The sequence below is a fragment of the Mycobacteriales bacterium genome, from assembly GCA_035995165.1.
Classification (GTDB): domain Bacteria; phylum Actinomycetota; class Actinomycetes; order Mycobacteriales; family CADCTP01; genus CADCTP01.
This window is the reverse complement of sequence record DASYKU010000142.1, coordinates 1-17,462: the sequence shown is the minus strand read 5'-3', so window position 1 is coordinate 17,462 and position 17,462 is coordinate 1. Positions and strand designations below refer to the sequence as shown.

At 74.1% G+C, this 17,462-nt stretch carries 11 protein-coding genes; 10 read left to right on the top strand and 1 reads right to left on the bottom strand.

Annotated elements, in window-relative coordinates; genetic code table 11:
- Window positions 1–43 precede the first annotated feature (43 nt).
- Complete coding sequence (locus tag VGP36_23730) at window positions 44–958, top strand: phosphotransferase (protein HEV7657722.1); 915 nt, start codon at window positions 44–46, stop codon at window positions 956–958.
- A 292-nt stretch (window positions 959–1,250) separates the two neighbouring features.
- On the opposite strand, the gene VGP36_23725 is transcribed toward VGP36_23730, so the two are convergent.
- Window positions 1,251–1,610, bottom strand: coding sequence for a YciI family protein (locus VGP36_23725; protein ID HEV7657721.1), 360 nt, complete (start codon window positions 1,608–1,610; stop codon window positions 1,251–1,253).
- A gap of 895 nt (window positions 1,611–2,505) precedes the next feature.
- On the opposite strand from VGP36_23725, the gene VGP36_23720 reads away from it, so the two are divergent.
- The 9 genes from VGP36_23720 to VGP36_23680 form a co-directional block, all read left to right on the top strand.
- The gene (locus tag VGP36_23720; protein ID HEV7657720.1) at window positions 2,506–7,140 is read left to right on the top strand and encodes an amino acid adenylation domain-containing protein; all 4,635 of its coding nucleotides are present in this window, start codon (window positions 2,506–2,508) and stop codon (window positions 7,138–7,140) included.
- Window positions 7,137–10,715 (top strand): beta-ketoacyl synthase N-terminal-like domain-containing protein, encoded by a 3,579-nt coding sequence (locus VGP36_23715; GenBank protein ID HEV7657719.1) that lies wholly within the window; start codon window positions 7,137–7,139, stop codon window positions 10,713–10,715. The genes VGP36_23720 and VGP36_23715 overlap by 4 nt, the downstream gene beginning before the upstream one ends.
- Window positions 10,708–11,424: an alpha/beta fold hydrolase gene (locus VGP36_23710; GenBank protein HEV7657718.1), complete on the top strand. Its 717-nt coding sequence runs from the start codon at window positions 10,708–10,710 to the stop codon at window positions 11,422–11,424. The genes VGP36_23715 and VGP36_23710 overlap by 8 nt, the downstream gene beginning before the upstream one ends.
- Window positions 11,421–12,707 (top strand): MFS transporter, encoded by a 1,287-nt coding sequence (locus VGP36_23705; protein HEV7657717.1) that lies wholly within the window; start codon window positions 11,421–11,423, stop codon window positions 12,705–12,707. Before VGP36_23710 ends, VGP36_23705 begins: the two co-directional genes overlap by 4 nt.
- 15 nt (window positions 12,708–12,722) lie before the next feature.
- Window positions 12,723–13,946 (top strand): cytochrome P450, encoded by a 1,224-nt coding sequence (locus VGP36_23700; protein HEV7657716.1) that lies wholly within the window; start codon window positions 12,723–12,725, stop codon window positions 13,944–13,946.
- Between the two features lie 55 nt (window positions 13,947–14,001).
- Window positions 14,002–14,703 (top strand): SDR family NAD(P)-dependent oxidoreductase, encoded by a 702-nt coding sequence (locus tag VGP36_23695; protein ID HEV7657715.1) that lies wholly within the window; start codon window positions 14,002–14,004, stop codon window positions 14,701–14,703.
- Window positions 14,704–14,744: 41 nt separating this feature from the next.
- Complete coding sequence (locus tag VGP36_23690) at window positions 14,745–14,948, top strand: MbtH family protein (protein ID HEV7657714.1); 204 nt, start codon at window positions 14,745–14,747, stop codon at window positions 14,946–14,948.
- The gene (locus VGP36_23685; GenBank protein HEV7657713.1) at window positions 14,945–16,807 is read left to right on the top strand and encodes a non-ribosomal peptide synthetase; all 1,863 of its coding nucleotides are present in this window, start codon (window positions 14,945–14,947) and stop codon (window positions 16,805–16,807) included. Before VGP36_23690 ends, VGP36_23685 begins: the two co-directional genes overlap by 4 nt.
- A gap of 461 nt (window positions 16,808–17,268) precedes the next feature.
- On the top strand, window positions 17,269–17,462 hold a 194-nt coding region (locus tag VGP36_23680; protein HEV7657712.1), incomplete at its 3' end, for a beta-ketoacyl synthase N-terminal-like domain-containing protein.

The following is a 17,462-nucleotide window of genomic DNA, read 5'->3' as shown; positions in this document are numbered from 1 at the left end:
CCGCACATGTCCCGCGCGGCCAGGGCGCAGGCCGGGTAGGACGATGATGATCGTGGCAGCTGCTGGCCTGGATGAGGCGTTGGGTCAGTGGTGTGTGCGGTGGCTCGGCTCGGGTGTGTCCGAGGTCTTGTTCGAGGCGGGTTCGCTCTCGGTGGTGGTCGGGGTCAGGCTCGCCGATGACCGTGAGGTGGTCGTCAAGGCGCGGCGGTCGGTTCCTCGCCTCCGGGCCGCCTACGCCGTGCACCGTCATGTCTGGCAGTGCGGCTACCCGGCTCCGGAACCGCTGGTGCCGCCGACGCCCCTGGATGCGGCCGAGAGCGCCAGCGCCGAGCAGCTGGTACGCGGCGGCGGGATCGGCGGCCGAGGCCCTGGTGATGCTGCCCGATCGGCGGAAGCCCTGGCCGCGCTGATCGGGATCACGGCCTCCGCGCCCCACGTCGGCGACCTGTCACCGTCCCCGTCGTGGGTGGCGTGGGACCACGATGAGCCGGGATTGTGGCCCGGACCGGGACTGAACCTCGTGGCCGGGCCGGGCTGGCTCGACGACGCCGCCGCCCGCTGCCGGGCCCGACTGCGGCGATACCGGGCGCCGCGGGTGATCGGTCATGCCGATTGGCACGCGGACAACGTGCGGTGGTCGGGCGGCAGGCTCCTGGTCGTGCACGACTGGGACAGTGTCGTCAGCCAGCCCGAGGCAGTGATAGCCGGGATCGCCGCCGCCATCTTCCCGGCCTCCGGGGATGTCTGGCAGCCAGCCACCATCCAGGAGAGCGAACAGTTCCTGTCCGCCTACATCCGGGCCAGCACACGGGCCTGGACTCCCGATGACACCGAGGCGTTCTGGGCGGCATCGGCGTGGACTCTCGCCGTCGACGCCAAAGAAGCCGTAGCAGGCGGATCCGTCCCGGACCTCACCGAAGCCGAGACATTCAACCGTCTGTCCCTCGCCGGCGCCTGACCCGCCGCCTGATGATCCCGACTAGACGATCCTGACTGGACCATCCCGGCTCCGCCTCACCGCACTGAGAGCGACTCGCACGTGGGTCGGCGTACGTCCGGAGAGCGACAGGCCGGTCGGCGTCAGGCGACCCCAGGTACCGCTGCCACACCGGTGTTGGCGTGGCAGCGGTACCCGAACGGGTTCTTCGCGAGCTACTGCCGGTGGTGGTTCCGTGAACATGCACCAGCGACGTGGCCCAGACCTCCGCGTCGCCTGGGTCAGCTCTCGCGGTGGACGAGTCGCGACCTCATCACCGGGTGGTGGGTTGCGGCTTGAATCGTCGCACCTCATGGGGCCATCCGCAGGCCTCGGCGATCTTGCCGGCCCACATCTTGGCGGCCTCGTCGTCGGCCACGTCGACCACGGCGAACCCGCCCAGGAACTCCTTGCTCTCGACGTATGGCCCGTCGGTGATCAGCACTGTGTCACTGGTGGGGTCGGCGCTGTAGACCGGGCCGTCCTCCTCCTCCAGACCCCCGGCGAACACGTACACACCGGCAGCCTTCATCTCGTCCACGACCGCCATGGCGAATGGCCCGCGCCCGCGGAACCACTCCTCGGTGTGGTCGCCCACCCACTGCTGGTTGAAGTAGATGAGGTACTCGGTCATGTGTCCTCCTTGCCCCGGCGGCCTCTTCCGGCAGCCTCCCACCCGTTCTACGAACGCCTCGCTCCGGATCCGACAGCCTGCCGGCACAATCTTCACGGCTACGAGTAGTCCAACCGCACTCATCCGCCGCGCTCCGCGCAGGACGCGTCGACTCTGCCGCTCAGGGCTCACGCGCGACCATGCCAAGTCGGCTCGTCGGTTCATGCCGATGTTGCTGCCGGCCGTCGCCGCGCACGTTGAGCGATCGGCGACGGGATCATCGTCGCCGGCCTGGCCGGAGCGGCCGCCCTGAGCACTTGCGGCTGGCGTATTAGGACCAGCGGCGCAGGTCAACTGCTGGTCCTGGGCTTCCTTCCCAGTGCCATCGGCTTGTTGGCCGCGCTCCTCGCCACCTGACCGTGCCCCGCCTGATGCCGCGAGCCGGGCCATCGGGCGGACAGCCGGCTGCGGTGCATCGGGTCGGCCTGGAGCGAGTCACCGAATACGGAGTCGACGTCCTCGCGGCCGAACAGCTCCTCTTCCATCTCGCGTTCGACCGCTAGGGCTGCGCGTCCTCGGCGTAGTCGACCAGCGGGCCGTGCCGGGCGGGAGCGCCATCGAACCCGTCTTATGAGTATAAAACGGTCATGACGTTTGTCTCATCCTTAGTCGGGTACGGACGGTGCTGACAAGGTATTGACGCCTCCATAACTCCGGCGATAACGTCACAGACGTTACACAAACGGTCACATCAGAGATTCATCCGGGGCGGTTTGGCTCCGGTCGATCTGGTCATGGCGGACGCCGCACACAATCGCCGCGTCGGTGACCAGTCTGTTGGGGTGGCTTGAGAGCGACCGCCATTTCACGACGACGCCATGACGACGCCGCTTCCCGGCTCGTCGGGAGGCTGAGCATGGACGTGGAGACGGGCGCCGAGCAGGACTCGGTGCGGTTGCTGCGCGAGTGGAACGACACGGGTGTGCCGTTGCCGGACAGCACGGTCTCGCGGGAGTTCCAGCGGCAGGCCGCCGAGACGCCTGACGCGGTCGCCGTCGAGTTCGGCGACCGGACGATGTCGTACGAGGAGCTGGCCGGGCGGGTCGGCGATCTGGCCTCCGAGCTGGCCGAGCGCGGGGTGCGGGCCGGGGACTCGGTGGCGATCCTGATGGCCCGGTCGGCTGATCTGGTCGTCGCGATGCTGGCCGTGGCCACGGCCGGCGCGGCCTACGTGCCGCTCGACGTGCGATACCCGGCGGCGCGGATGCGGGCCATCCTCACCGGCGTCGGAGCCGACCTGCTCGTGGTCGACGCGACGACCCGGGACCACCCGGTGCTCGACGGGCGGCCGGTCCTGACGGCCGACGCCGTCGCCACCGGTCGACCGGTGGAGCCCACGGCGTTCCCGGATGCGACGGCCGGCCCGGACTCCGTCTTCCACGTGCTGCACACGTCCGGGTCCACGGGGGAGCCGAAGGGGGTGGCGATCACCCATCGGAACGTGATCGCGCTGGCGTACGACCGGCTCTGGCGGGACGGGACGCAGCGACGGTTCCTGTTCCACTCGCCGCACGCGTGGGACGCGTGCACCCTGGAGTGGCTGGTGCCGCTGCTCACCGGCGGGCGGGTGGTGGTGCTGCTCGAGGACGTGAACACGGTCGCGCTGCGCCGGCTCGCGGCCGGCGGCCGGCTGACGACGGTGTGGTTGACCGCGGGGCTGTTCGCCGCGGTCGCCGACGGCGATCCGGCGTGCCTCGACGGCGTTCGCGAGGTCTGGACCGGTGGGGACGTGGTCTCGCGGCAGGCCGTCGACCGCATCGCGGCCGCCTGTCCGGACATCTCGATCTTCAACGGGTACGGGCCGGTGGAGACGACCGTCTTCGCGACCCGGTACCGGATCCATCCGGGCCCGCCGACCGGCACGGGGGTCCCGATCGGCACGCCGATGGACAACACCCGGATCTACGTGCTGGACGACGACTTGCGTCCGCTGCCGCCGGGAGAGGTCGGCGGCCTGTACGTCGGGGGTCTCGGCGTCGCCCAGGGGTACGTCGGCCGGCCGGACCTCACCGCGGAGCGGTTCCTGCGCGATCCGTCCGGGGCGGCGGACGAGCGCATGTACGCCACCGGTGACCTGGCCCGCCGGGATCCGGACGGCCTCCTGCATTTCGCCGGGCGGGCCGACAGCCAGGTGAAGATCAACGGGTTCCGGATCGAGCCGGAGGAGATCGAGTCCGTGCTCGGGCGGCATCCGGCCGTGGCGCGGGCCGTCGTGATGGCGCGGACGTTCGAGGACGGCAGCGGGCGGATCACGGCGTACGTCGTGCCCGAGGATGCCGCCGCCCCGCCCGAGGGTGGGGCGTTGCGCGACTTCCTGGCCGGCGAGCTGCCGGCGTACATGGTCCCGGCCGAGGTCGCGGTGCTCGCCGAGCTGCCGCTGACGCCCAACGGGAAGGTGGACCGGGCCCGGCTGGGGCGGCCGGATCCGGGGCCGTTGTCGGCGGCGCAGCGGGAGCGGTGGTGGCCGACCGTCGGTGAGACCCCGCCCGGTCAGCAGCTCTGCACCGCCGCCCGGTTGACCGGTCCGCTGGACGCCGACGCGCTCGGGGTCGCCCTCGGTGACGTCGTGGCCCGGCACGAGGCGCTGCGCACGGTGTTCCCGTCCGAAGTGGACGGTCCCGTACGGCGCGTGCTCGAGACCGCATCGCCCGCGCTGGAAGAGATCCGGGTCGAGGAGGCCGAGCTGCCCAAGGCGATCGCCGAGGTGTGCCGCCGCCCGATCGACCCGGTGTCCGAGCTGCCGTTGCGGCTGGCGTTGCTGACGCCGGCCGACCGCGAGGACGAGCACGTCCTGGTGCTCGTGCTGCACCGGATCGCCGGCGACCCGGCCTCGCTCGACGTGCTCGGCCGGGATCTCGCCGCCGCGTACGGGGCCCGTCGCGAGGGCCGGGCCCCGGACTGGCCGCCCACCCACCACGCCGATGCCACGGACGAGATCGAGGACGCGGGCGAGCAGGCGACCGACATGCCGTTGGGCGACCGCAGCCGCCCGGCCAGCCCCACGCACCGCTCGGGCGAGGTGGGCTTCACCTTCGAGGCCGGACTGCATGCGGCGCTCGAAGGCCTGGCCGAGCAGAGCGGGACGACCCTGGACCACGTGCTGCGGGCCGGGCTCGCCGCCCTGCTGACCCGGCTCGGGGCGGGCACCGACGTGGCCGTCGGCGGCCTCGCGCCGGTCCGGACGGACGTCATCGGTCCGTACGCAACCGAGCAGGTCTTCCGGATCGACACGGCCGGCGACCCGGCCTTCACCGAGCTGGTGGACCGTGTCGGAGGAGCCCGCAAGACGACGGCCCGCGGCCAGGTCCTGCTCACGGTCGCGACCGACGCGCCGCCCCCGCTCGAGCTGGCCGGGACCTCGGCCCGCCCGGTGCCGGCCGACCCCGGGCGCACCCCGTACGACCTGGTGGTCAGCCTGCGAGCCCGGGACGGGGTCGTGACGTTCAGCCGGGACGTCTTCAGCGCCGGCGCGGCCCGCGGTCTCGCCGGCGCGTACGTCCGGCTGCTGGCGGCGGTCGCCGAGCGGCCGGCGTCGCGCCTGAGCGAGATCGGGATCGACGGGGACCAGGACCGGGGCACGACCGAGATCGACGGGGACCAGGACCGGGGCACGACCGAGCAGGTCCTCGCCGACCTGTGGTCGGAGCTGCTCGACGTCCGGGTCGACTCGCCCGACGCCTCGTTCTGGAAGCTCGGCGGCGACTCCCTGCTGGGGGTCACGCTGCTGGCCCGGCTCCGCAAGAACCTCGGCGTCGAGGTCAAGCTGCGGGAGCTGTTCCGGCACCCGCGGCTCGGCGACCTGGCCGCGGTCGTGGACGCGGCGCGCGGTCCGGCCGTCGAGCGGCCGGCGCCGGCCGCGGCGGCGCGGGAGCTGCCCGCGTCGAGCTTCCAGCAGCGGATCTGGCTCGCGGAGCGGCTGCAGCCCGAGCCGGGTCTCTACAACGTCCCGCTGTCCTGGCGGGTGTCCGGGCGGCTGGACCCGGACCGGTTGGCGGCGGCGTTCGCCCGGGTGATCGAGCGGCACGAGGCGCTGCGGACGACCGTGGTCGAGCGGGACGGGGAGCTGCGGCAGGTGATCGGGGCGCCCTGGCGGCCGGTCGTGGCCCGCGACCGGTGCGACGACGAGGCGGCGCTGGCCGACCGGTTGCGCGCGGACGCGGATGCCGGGTTCGACCTGGCGGCCGGACCGCTGCTGCGGGCGGGTCTCCTCGAGACCCCGGCCGGCCAGGTGCTCACCGTCACCGTCCACCACATCGTCTTCGACGCCGCGTCGGTGGAGCTGCTGCTGGCCGAGCTGGGCGAGTACTACGGGGCCGACGCGGGCCCGGTCGAGCCGGCCCCCAAGCAGTACCGCGACCTGGTCGACCGGCCGGACCCGGACGCGGTGCAGCGCCGGATCGAGCGGCTGCGCGGCGCCCCGAGCACCCTGTCGACCCCGGCGCCCCCGCCCGTGCCGCCGCAGCCGCACGGCGTCGTCCCGCTCGACCTGCCGGCGGATCTGCTCCGGCGGACCCGGCGGCTGCAGGAGGACACCGGCACGTCCTGGTTCATGGTCGCCGCGGCCGCGCTGGCCGGGGCGCTGCACGCCTGGACCGGCCGGGACGACGTGACCTTCGGCTTCCCGGCCGACACCCGGGACGCGACCGAGTTCGCGGGCGTGCTCGGGCCGTGCCTGAACACCCTCGCCGCCCGCTCGACCTGCCCGCCGGGTACCAGCGCGGCCGACCTGGTCGAGGCCGTGCGGGACGAGATCCTGGAGCTGCTGGAGGACCGCGACGTGCCGTTCGAGGCGATCCTGGCGGCGCTCGCCCCACCGCGGTCGGCCGGTTCCAGCCCGTACCTGGACGTCGTGCTGGCTCCGCTGACCCGGCCGGCGAAGTTGCCGGAGATCGCGGGCCGCGAGCTGACCGCGCTCTCGCTCGTCGCCGGCACCGGCACGGTCGGGAAGTTCGCGGTGTGCCTGTCGGTCGTGGTCGGCGGCGACCGGATGGAGGGCGAGCTGTCCTACCGGGGCGACCGCCTCTCGGCCGTGGCCGCGGCCGAGCTCGCCGCGCTGTACGTCCGGACGTTCGAGGCGCTGGTCGGCGCCGGTGACCTCGACCTGGGCCTGCTCGCGGCCGGAAGCCGGGACGTCCCCGAGCCGGCGAGGAAGGCCGGCGGCCCGGTCATCGACACCGACACCGAGCGGACGGTGGCCGGGATCTGGTCCCGCGTGCTCAAGGTCGACTCGGTCGGCCGGGACGACAACTTCTTCGACGTGGGCGGCAACTCCATGCGCCTGGTCACCCTGCACGCCGAGCTGTGCCGGGCGTTCGCGGTGGAGCTGCCGATCCAGCAGCTGTTCGAGAACTCGACGGTCGCGGCGATGGCCCGCTTCCTGACCGAGCCGGACCAGCCGCCGCCCGATCCCGCCGGTGCGCCCGGGCTGGGTGTGGACGAGCGGGCCGCCGCCCGGCGGGACAGCCTGCGGCGCCGGGCCCGGGGGCGATGAGCGTGCCGATGGACAACGCGGTCGCCGTCGTCGGGCTGGCCTGCCGCTACCCGGGGGCGGCCGACGCCGGCAGCCTCTGGGCGGCCCTGTGCGCGGGCACCGAGGGCATCAGCCACTGGACCCCGGAGGAGCTGGTCGCGGCCGGGGCGGACCCGGTCCTGGTCAAACGGCCCGACTTCGTCGCTGCCCGGGGGCTGGTCCCCGGCGCGCGCGGCTTCGACTGGTCGATGTTCGGCTACAGCCGGGCCGACGCGGCCGGCATCGACCCGCAGCAGCGGGTGTTCCTGGAGTGCGCCACGGCCGCGTGCGACGACGCCGGCCTCGACCCGGCCCGGTTCCCCGGCCTGGTCGGCGTGTACGGCGGCGTCGACTGGGTCGCCACGCACGCCGCGAACCCCGCGCTGACCCAGCTCATCGGCCAGGACAAGGACTTCCTGACCTCGCGGGTGGCGTACAAGCTGGGGCTGCGGGGGCCGGCGATCACCGTGCAGACGGCCTGCTCGACGTCGCTGACGGCGGTGCACATGGCCGTGCAGAGCCTGCTCGGCTACGAGTGCGACGCCGCGCTGGCCGGCGGGGCCTCGATCGGCGCGGCCGACGACCGCGGCTACATCTACCAGGAGGGCGGGATCCTCTCGCCGGACGGGCACTGCCGGCCGTTCGACCAGCAGGCCGCGGGCACCGTACCCAGCGAGGGCGTCGGCGTCGTCGTGCTCAAGCGGCTCGAGGACGCGCTGACCGACGGCGACCGGATCGCCGCGGTCATCGCCGGCTCGGCGGTCAACAACGACGGCGGGGACAAGGTCGGCTACAGCGCACCGGCGATCCCGGGGCAGCGCGACGTGATCCTGTTCGCGCAGAAGGCCGCCGGCATCGATCCGGCCGACCTCGGCCACGTCGAGGCGCACGGCACCGGGACGCGGATCGGCGACCCGGTCGAGGTGCGGGCGCTCACCGACGTGTTCCGGATGTCCACCGACGCGACCGGCTCGTGCTGGCTGGGCGCGGTGAAGAGCAACCTCGGCCACACCGGGGCGGCGTCCGGGGTCGCCGGCCTGATCAAGACCGTGCTGATGCTGGAGCACGGCGAGCTGGTGCCGACCCTGCACTACACCGCCCCCAACCCGCTGCTGGAGATCGAGTCCACCCCGTTCCGGGTCTGTACGAGCCACCAGCCCTGGCCGGACGACCGGCCCCGGCTCGCCGCGGTCAGCTCGTTCGGGGTGGGCGGCACCAACGCGCACGTCGTCGTGGCGGGCGCGCCGTCCCGGCGCCGTCCGACGCCCCGGACCGGGATCCGGCTGCTCGCCCTGTCCGCCGGCTCGCCCGGCAGCCTCGACCGGTACGGCACCGACCTCGCCGAGCACCTGGAGGCGGCGGACGTCGCGCTGCCGGCGGTGTCCCGGACGCTGGCCGGCCGCCGGCGCCTGGGCTCCCGCCGTACGGTCGTGGCCGCCGACCCGGCGGAGGCCGCCCGGCTGCTGCGGGCACCGGCCGACCCGGGCACCCCGCGCCCGCTGGACCGGGTCGCGTTCCTCTTCCCCGGGCAGGGCCTGCTGCGCGGGGCGGCCGGGTCGGCGGCGTACCGCCTGCTCGGCGGCTTCCGGGACTCCTTCGACGAGATCCGCGACGCGATCCGGCAGGAGTACGCGGTGGACCTCGGCCCGGTGGTGACCGAGGGCGGGGCGCCGGCGGAGTGGTTCACCGACACCGTGCACCAGCAGCTCGGCCTCTTCGCCCTCGGCTTCGCCCTCGGCCGGCAGCTCGGCGACTGGGGCGTCACCCCGCTGGCCATGCTCGGCAACAGCATCGGGGAGTACGCCGCGGCGACGCTCGCCGGGGTGTGGACCCCCGCCGAGGCGGCGGCCCTGGTCTGCGAGCGGGCCGGGGCCATGCGGGCCACCGAGCCGGGCCGGATGGCCGCCGTCGCGGCTCCGGCCGAGGAGGTCGCGGAGCGGATCGACCCGGACGTCGACGTGGAGATCGCCGTCGTCGGGCCGGAGCGGGTGGTCGTCTCCGGCGGTCCGGAGGCCGTGGTGGAGCTGCTGTCCGACGGCAGCCTGGACGGGCTGGAGACCCGGCTGCTGCCCAACCGGCGGGCCTTCCACTCGGCCAGGATGGAGCCGGCGGCGGACAGGCTGCTGGAGGTCGTGGGCGACGTGCCCAACCGGCCGGCCCAGCTGCCGCTGGTGTCGAACGTGACCGGGGACTGGGCCGACCCCGACGCCGTACGGGACCCCGAGTACTGGTCGGAGCAGGTCCGGCTGCCGGTCCAGCTCGACGACTCGCTCGGCACCGTCCTCGCCGCCGGCTGTGACACGTACCTGGAGCTGGGTCCGGGGACGTCGATGATCGGGAGCCTCCGGCGGCACCGGGACTGGGTCGCCGAGCACGCGACCGTGCCGCTGCTCGGGGGCGCCGACGAGGACCCCGAGCGCGGCCTGCTGCGGGCGCTCGGACAGCTCTGGGAACGCGGGCTGGACCTCGACCTCGACGGGCTGCAGGAGGCGCAGGCCCCGGTGCGCTGCACGCTGCCGGCCGCGCCCTTCGACTCCCGGGACCCCGAGCTCGCGCCGGTGGCCGAGCCGGTGCCGGACGACGACGGCCCGGCCGCCGACCCGCTGCGGGCGGTGCTGGCCCGGCTCTGGTGCGAGGCGCTCGGGGTGGCCTCGGCCCGGGACGAGGACGACTTCTTCGCGCTGGGCGGCGAGTCGCTGATGGCGGTGCACCTGGTCGCCCGGGTCCGCGAGCACGCGGCGACGGTCTCGGTCGCGGACTTCACCCGCGACGCCACGTTCGGCCACCTGCTGGAGATGGCGGCGTCGGCGGCCTCCGGCCCGGTGCCCGGGGTCGAGGTCCTGAGCCCCGGCGACGGCCGGGGGACGCCGCTGTTCCTCGCCGCGGATGCGCTGGGCACGGCGATGACGTACCAGGTCCTGGCCGGGCTGCTGGGCGTCGACCGGCCCGTGTACGGCCTGCAGCCGGTGGCCACACCCGGGACGGCGCGGGCGGCCCGGATCGAGCAGATCGCGGCCCAGCACGTGGACGCCCTGGTCCGGGTCCAGCCGGCCGGTCCCTACACGGTCGGGGGCTGGTCGTTCGGGGCGGTGGTCGCGCACGAGATGGCCTGCGAGCTCACCCGCCGCGGCCATCGGGTCGAGGCGCTGATCTGCCTGGACGGCGGCATCACGCCCGGCCGGCGGCCGATCGGGCTGCACCCGACCCCGCTGCGCCGCAACATCCGGCTGCAGGTGGACGCCGCGCTCGGCCGCGGTCCGGTCGGCGAGCTGGTCGGCCAGGCCCCGGGCCTGCGCCGGCTGTTCATCGCCAACGTCGGCGCCGCGATGCGGTACCGGCCCGGTCCGATGCCGGGTCCGGCGTACGTCTTCCCGGCCGACGTCGACGAGCGCTGGGCCCAGCGGCTGCAGCGCGACCTCGCCGGGAGCTACGAGCGGGTGGAGGTGTGTCCCGTCGCGGGAGATCACTGGTCGATGCTGACCGAGCCACACGTACGGGGTCTGGCCGAGCAGGTCCGCCGGGTGCTGGCGGGCGGGTCGGGGGCCGGCCGTGGCTGACCCGACCCCGGCCGGCACCGTGCTGGTCTGCCTGCCCTTCGCCGGCTCCGGCGGGTCGTTCTTCCGGGGCTGGAAGCTGCGCGCGCCGGCCGGCCTGGAGGTCCTGCCGGTGCAGCTGGCCGGCCGGGAGGAGCGCTTCGACGAACCGCCGCCGGCCGACGTCGCCACGGCCGTCGCGGACGCGTACGGGCAGATCCGGGGAGGCGCCCGGATCGCGCTGTTCGGGCACAGCCTCGGCGCGGTGCTCGCGTACGAGCTGGCGCACCGGCTGACCGACGGCGGCGCCGAGGTCGTGGCCCTGTTCGCCAGCGGCTCCCCGGATCCCTGGCACGGGCGGACCCACCGGCTCACCGGCCTCGGCGACGACGACTTCATGACCGGCGTGCAGACCATCACGGGGCACTCCCATCCCGCGCTCGCGGACCCGGAGATCCGCGAGCTGGTGCTGCCGCTGCTGCGCTCGGACATCCGCATGCACGAGGACTACCGGGCTGGCTCCGACCGGCCGCTCCTGCCCGTCCCGATCACGGCCGTCCGGGGCCGGGACGACGACCTGGTGAGCGCGGCGGACGCCGGCGGCTGGCGGCGGGCGACGTCGGCCGGGTTCGGGACGGCCGAGCTCGACGGCGGGCACATGTACCTGCTCGACGGGCCCGACCCGCTGCTGGCGCTGATCGCCGAACGGCTGGACCTGGTGGGGTCGCCGTGACGGGCCGGCCGGCGGCTCCGGCGACCGTGTCGCTGCTGCGGAACCGGGACTTCCAGGCGCTCTGGATCAGCCAGTTCCTCGGCACCGTGGGCAAGGAGGCGGCCGAGGTCGCGTACCCGCTGCTGATCCTGGCGATCACCGGGTCGGTGACCGACGCCGGGCTCATCGGGTCCGTGCAGCTGGTCACGGTCGGCCTGCTCTCGATCCCCGGCGGCACGTTGGCCGACCGGATGGACCGGCGGTTGTTGCTGCTGCTCTGCGACGGCATCCGGCTGGCGTTGTTCACCCTGCTCGGCCTCCTGGTCCTGGCCGGCGACGCGACCCTGCCGGTCATCTTCATCACCGCGATCGGCTCGTCCGCCTGCCTGGGGCTGGCCAGCCCGCCCGCGCTGGCCGCGATCAAGCAGCTGGTCCCGCTCTCGCAGGTGACCCAGGCGACCGCGCAGAACCAGATCAGGCCGTTCGCGGCGACCACCCTCGGGTCGCCGATCGGGGGCACGCTGTTCGGGATCGGCCGGGCGGTGCCGTTCCTGGCCACCGCCGCGACCTTCCTCCTCTCGGCGGTGTCGCTGCTGCTGATCCGGCGGCCGCTGCAGGCGCCGCAGACCGCCGCCGCGGGCACCGAGCGGCGCCGGACCAGCGAGGGCTTCACGTTCCTGCTCGGCCAGCCGATCCTGCTCTACTGGATGATCTGGGTCGTCGGCTCCAACATGGCCTTCAACCACACCGGCGCCTTCCTCGCGGTCATCGCCACCGCCCACCAGCGCGGTGCCTCCGACGCGCTGGTCGGCCTGACCCTCGCGGTCGCCGGCGCCGGCGGGCTGACCGGGGCGCTGATCGCCCGCCCGGTGCTGGCCCGGCTGCGGCCGTCGACGATCTTCATGATCGCGGCCTGGCTGGGCCCGGCCGCCGCGGTGGCGCTCGCCGTCGTCCCCGGGGTGCTGCCGCTGGGCGTGATCCTGGCCGTCGTCTTCGCCCGCGGCCCGATCTGCAACGCGCTGTTCTTCAGCTACGTCGCCACGCTGGTCCCGGACGAGCTGCAGGGCCGGGTGCTGGGCGCGGTGACCTTCCTGTCGTACCTGGCCCAGCCCGTCGGGATCATCGGCATCGGGGTCGTCTTCGACCACGCCGGCCCGACCTGGGTGTACGCCGCGATGGGCGCCGTCGCGACGCTGGCCGCGCTCCCGACCCGGACCCGGGTCATCCGCACGCTCCCCACGCCCGAGGAGGCGGCCGCCCGATTCGCGCCCGACACCCGACCCTCGACCGACCCCGCCGGATGAGCACGAGGTGAGCCGATGTCAGAACCCCTTCCCCCCGAGTTCGTGAGCGCCCCGCCCGCGAACCCGCACCCGGGCAACGACCGGGTCCGCGCCGACGGCCCGGTGCACCGCGTCGACTACCCGCCGGGCTCGGACGCGTACGTCGTCGTCGACTACGAGACGACGCTCAAGGCGTTCGGCGACCGGCGGCTGTCCAAACGGCTGGACAACGCGCCGGCCTGGTTCCGCGAGCAGACGATGGAGAACAGCCCGGTCATCGGGAACAACATGCTGCTCGCCGACGCGCCGGAGCACACCCGGCTGCGGAACCTGGTCAGCCGGGCGTTCCTGCCGCGCCGGATGGAGCCGCTGCGACCGCGGATCCAGGAGATCACCGACGACCTGATCGACGCGCTGCCGGACTCCGGCGAGGCCGACCTGATGGCCGGGTTCGCGTTCCCGCTGCCGCTGCGGGTCATCTGCGAGTTCCTCGCGGTGCCGCCGGAGGATCGGCCCCGCTTCCAGTCCTGGGGCGAGGTGCTGAGCCGGGACCCGAGCGAGACCGGGGAGTGGGCGGTCCGGCGGCGCGCCGCCAACGCGGAGGTCGAGCAGTACTTCGCGAAGGTCCTGGCCCACCGGCGCGAGCATCCGGGCGAGGACCTGATCAGCGAGCTCGTCCGGGCCGCGGACGAGGAGGGCACCTTCACCGAGACCGAGCTGGTCTCGACGCTGACCCTGCTGGTCATCGCCGGGCACAAGACCACGGCCAACCTGGTCGGCAACGGCAGCCAGGCGCTGCTGCGCAACCCCGACCAGCTGGCCCGGCTGCGGGCCGACCCCGAGCTGGTCGTACCGGCGATCGAGGAGTTCCTGCGTTTCGAGGGCCCGGTCGAGCGCGGGACGATGCGGGTGGCGGTCGAGGACATGCAGCTCGGTGGCGTCGACATCCCCAAGGCGAGCTTCGTGCACCTGTCGATGTGCGCGGCCGACCGCGACCCGGACGCGTTCCCCGACCCGCACCGGCTGGACATCGCCCGCACCCCGAACCGGCACCTGGGCTTCGGGCACGGCGCGCACTTCTGCCTCGGGGCGCCGCTGGCCCGCATCGAGGGGCAGATCGCGTTCACCACCCTGCTGCGGCGGCTGCCGGGGCTGGAGCTGGCCGTGCCGGCGGACGAGCTGCGCTGGGTGATCGACAGCTCCACCAGCCGGGGCCTGCAGGGCCTCCCGGTCCGGATCGACGGCCGGCTGCCGCGGTGAGCACGACGCGTGGTCGGATGGATCGTCGCATCGTCAATACGTCTCGGGAGTACGCATGGACACAGCTGCGGTAACCCTCGTCACCGGCGGATCGAGCGGGATCGGCGCCGCGGTCGCGCAGCGGCTGCTGGACCGGGACCACCGGGTGACCGTCACCGGACGCGACCCGGACAAGCTCCGCCGGTTCGCCGAGCGGGCCGGCCACCCGGACGCCCTGCTGACGATCGCCGGCGACGCCGCCGACCTGGACGCGGTCCGGTCCGCCGTCGAGTCGACGGTCAAGGAGTTCGGCCGGCTGGACGCCGTGGTCGCCTGCGCCGGGTACGCCACCCACGACGCCCTGGACGACGGCGACCCGGCCGGCTGGCGGGACATGGTCCTGACCAACGTGCTCGGGCCCGCCCTGCTGATCAACACCGCGCTGCCGGCGCTCAAGGCGACCCGCGGGCGGATCGTGCTGATCGGCAGCGTCGCCGGCTACGTCTACCTGGCCGGCAACATCTACGGCGCCACCAAGTTCGCCGTCGCCGCGATGGCCGAGAACACCCGGCTGATGGTGGCGCCGGACGGCGTCGGCGTGACCCTGGTCGCGCCCGGCCGGGTGGACACCAATTTCTGGGAGACGGCCGGCGGCGCGCCCGAGGGCGGCATCCTCACCGCCGACCAGGTCGCCGACTCGATCGTCTGGGCGCTCGACCAGCCGGCCGGGGTCGACGTCAACACCGTGGTCGTCCGGCCGACCGGCGCGGCGGTCTGACCGCGCCGCACCGCACACCCGATCGGAATGGAGGCGGGTCCGTGTCCGGAGAGCAGGCCGACGAGACCGAGCACCGGGTCGTCGTCAACGACGAGGAGCAGTACTCGGTCTGGCCGGCGGACCGGGCACTGCCCGCCGGCTGGCGCGACGAGGGCACCGCCGGCAGCCGGCGGGCCTGCCTCGACCACATCGACCGGGTGTGGACGGACATGGTGCCGGCGAGCCTGCGGGGACCGGCGCGGTGACCGCCCCGGGCGGCGTCGCCGGGCGGGCCCTCGACGTCGAGCGCGAATGGACCGGCGTCACCGACCTGATCGTTCGGCAGGCCGCGGCCACGCCGGACGCGGTCGCCGTGGTGGAGGACGGCGTCGAGGTGACGTTCCGGGACTTCGCCGCCCGCTCGGCCCGGCTGGCCCGGCACCTCCGTACGGCCGGGGTCGGCCCGGAGACGCTCGTCGCGGTGGCGCTGGACCGGTCGGCCGACCAGCTCGTCACCGCCCTGGCCATCCTGCAGGCGGGCGGGGCGTACGTGCCGCTGGACCCGTCGTACCCGGCCGAGCGGCTGTCGTTCATGCTCGCCGACACCGCCGCGCCGGTGCTGGTCAGCCGGAGCGACGCGGCCGCCGTGGCGGCGCCGGTCACCGTCCTGCTCGACCGGGACGCCGACCTGCTCGCCGGGTATCCGGACACGCCGCCGGAGCCGGTCGCCGGGCCGGACAACCTGGCGTACGTCATCTACACCTCCGGCTCCACCGGCCTGCCCAAGGGCGTGCTGGTGACGCACCGCGGGGTGCCGAACCTGGCGCTGGCGCAGGTGCGCCGCTTCGCGGTCGACCGCGGCGCGCGGGTGCTGCAGTTCGCCTCGCTCTCCTTCGACGCCTCGGTCTCGGAGCTCTTCACCACCTTCCTGGCGGGAGCCACGGTGGTGGTGGCGCCGCGGGAGGCGCTGGTCCCGGGGCCGGCGCTGCTGGACACGCTCCGGCGCGAGCGCGTCACCCACGTCACCCTTCCCCCCTCCGTGCTGGCCGTCCTCTCGCCCGACGACCTGCCGGACCTGCGCGGGCTGGTGTCGGCGGGCGAGGCGGTGAGCGCGGCGGTGGTGGAGCGCTGGGCGCCGGGGCGGCGTTTCGTCAACGGCTACGGGCCCACCGAGGTCACCGTGGGCGCGGCCGCCGCGGTGTGCGTGCCCGACGGCCGCCCGCCCGCCATCGGCCGGCCGTTCGACAACGTGCGCGTCTACGTGCTGGACGCGGGCGGCGACCCCGTCCCGGTGGGCATCCCCGGCGAGCTGCACGTGGGCGGCCCCGGCGTGGCGCGCGGCTACCACGGCCGCCCCGCGCTCACCGCCGAGCGCTTCGTCCCCGACCCCCTCTCGGGCGAGCCCGGGGCGCGCCTCTACCGCACCGGCGACCGGGTGCGCTGGCGGGCAAACGGCGAGCTGGAGTTCCTGGGGAGGACGGACGGGCAGGTGAAGCTGCGCGGCTTCCGCATCGAGCCGGGCGAGGTGGCGGCGGTGCTGGCCGCGCTTCCCGGCGTGCGCGACGCGCTGGCGCTGGTGCGCGAGCACGCGGGCGACCGCCGGCTGGTGGCTTGGGCCGTCGCGGAGCCCGGGATCGACCCGCCGTCCCCGGCGGCGCTGCGCGCGGAGCTGAAGCGGCGGCTCCCCGAGTACATGGTCCCTTCGGCGGTGGTAATGATGGACGACTTCCCGCGTACCCCCAACGGCAAGGTGGACCACGCCGCGCTCCCGCTCCCCGACACGGACGCGGGCGAGGCATTCGTGGCGCCGCGCGGCGAGCTGGAGGCGCGCATCGCCGGGGTCTGGCGCGAGGTGCTGGGCCGCGGCGCCGTGGGCGTCGACGACAACTTCTTCGAGCTCGGCGGCCACTCGCTGCTGCTGGTGCGCCTCCACGAGCGCCTGCGCGCCGCGCTGGAGATCGACGTCACCCTGGTGGACCTCTTCCAGTTCCCCACCGTCGCCGCGCTGTCCGCGCACATCGAGGAGCAGGGGAAGACGGCGCGGGGCGAGCCGGCGCGGGAGCCCGAGGGAGCCGGGCGGGACCGGGGGAGCGCCCGGCGACAGGCGATGGTCCGGAAGCGCTGAAAAGAAGTGCCAAGTGCCAAGTGCCAAGCGCAAAATCCTGAGTACGAGGTTGAGTCGTCCATATCATACCGAATCCAGCAATCCACTGTGTCATCCTGAGGCACGGTCGCACGGACCCTGTCGTGCCACCATCGTCCGCAGTGCCGAAGGATCTAACCTTGGACGCAGGAGACCTTTGCGGAAGCCGCACGTAGTCGCGGCTGCGCCTCATACGCGAGGCGGCATCGGTACCGCTACCGCGCCCGACCTCGTGGCAGCCGCGGCTAGATCCTTCGGGCCTGCAGCCAGTGGCGTTCGCACGAGTCAGTGAGACCGGCCCGAAGGATGACACCCTGGTTTTGCCGGATTTGGTATCAGCACGTGGGATTTGACCACACGAGAACGCCGCACCGGCGGACGATGACGATAGAGAGAGCGGAAGCATGAGCGTAGAGGTCGAAGACGAGACGGAAGCACAGGCGATGCCCGACGTGGCGGTGATCGGGATGTCGGGCCGCTTTCCCGGCGCGGACGGCGTGGAGGCGTTCTGGCGCAACCTGCGGGAAGGGGTGGAGTCGATCACCTTCTTCACCGGCGAGGAGCTCGCCGCGGCGGGCGTCCCCCGCGAGGAGCGGGAGCACCCGGACTACGTTCCGGCCTTCGGCGCGCTGGAAGG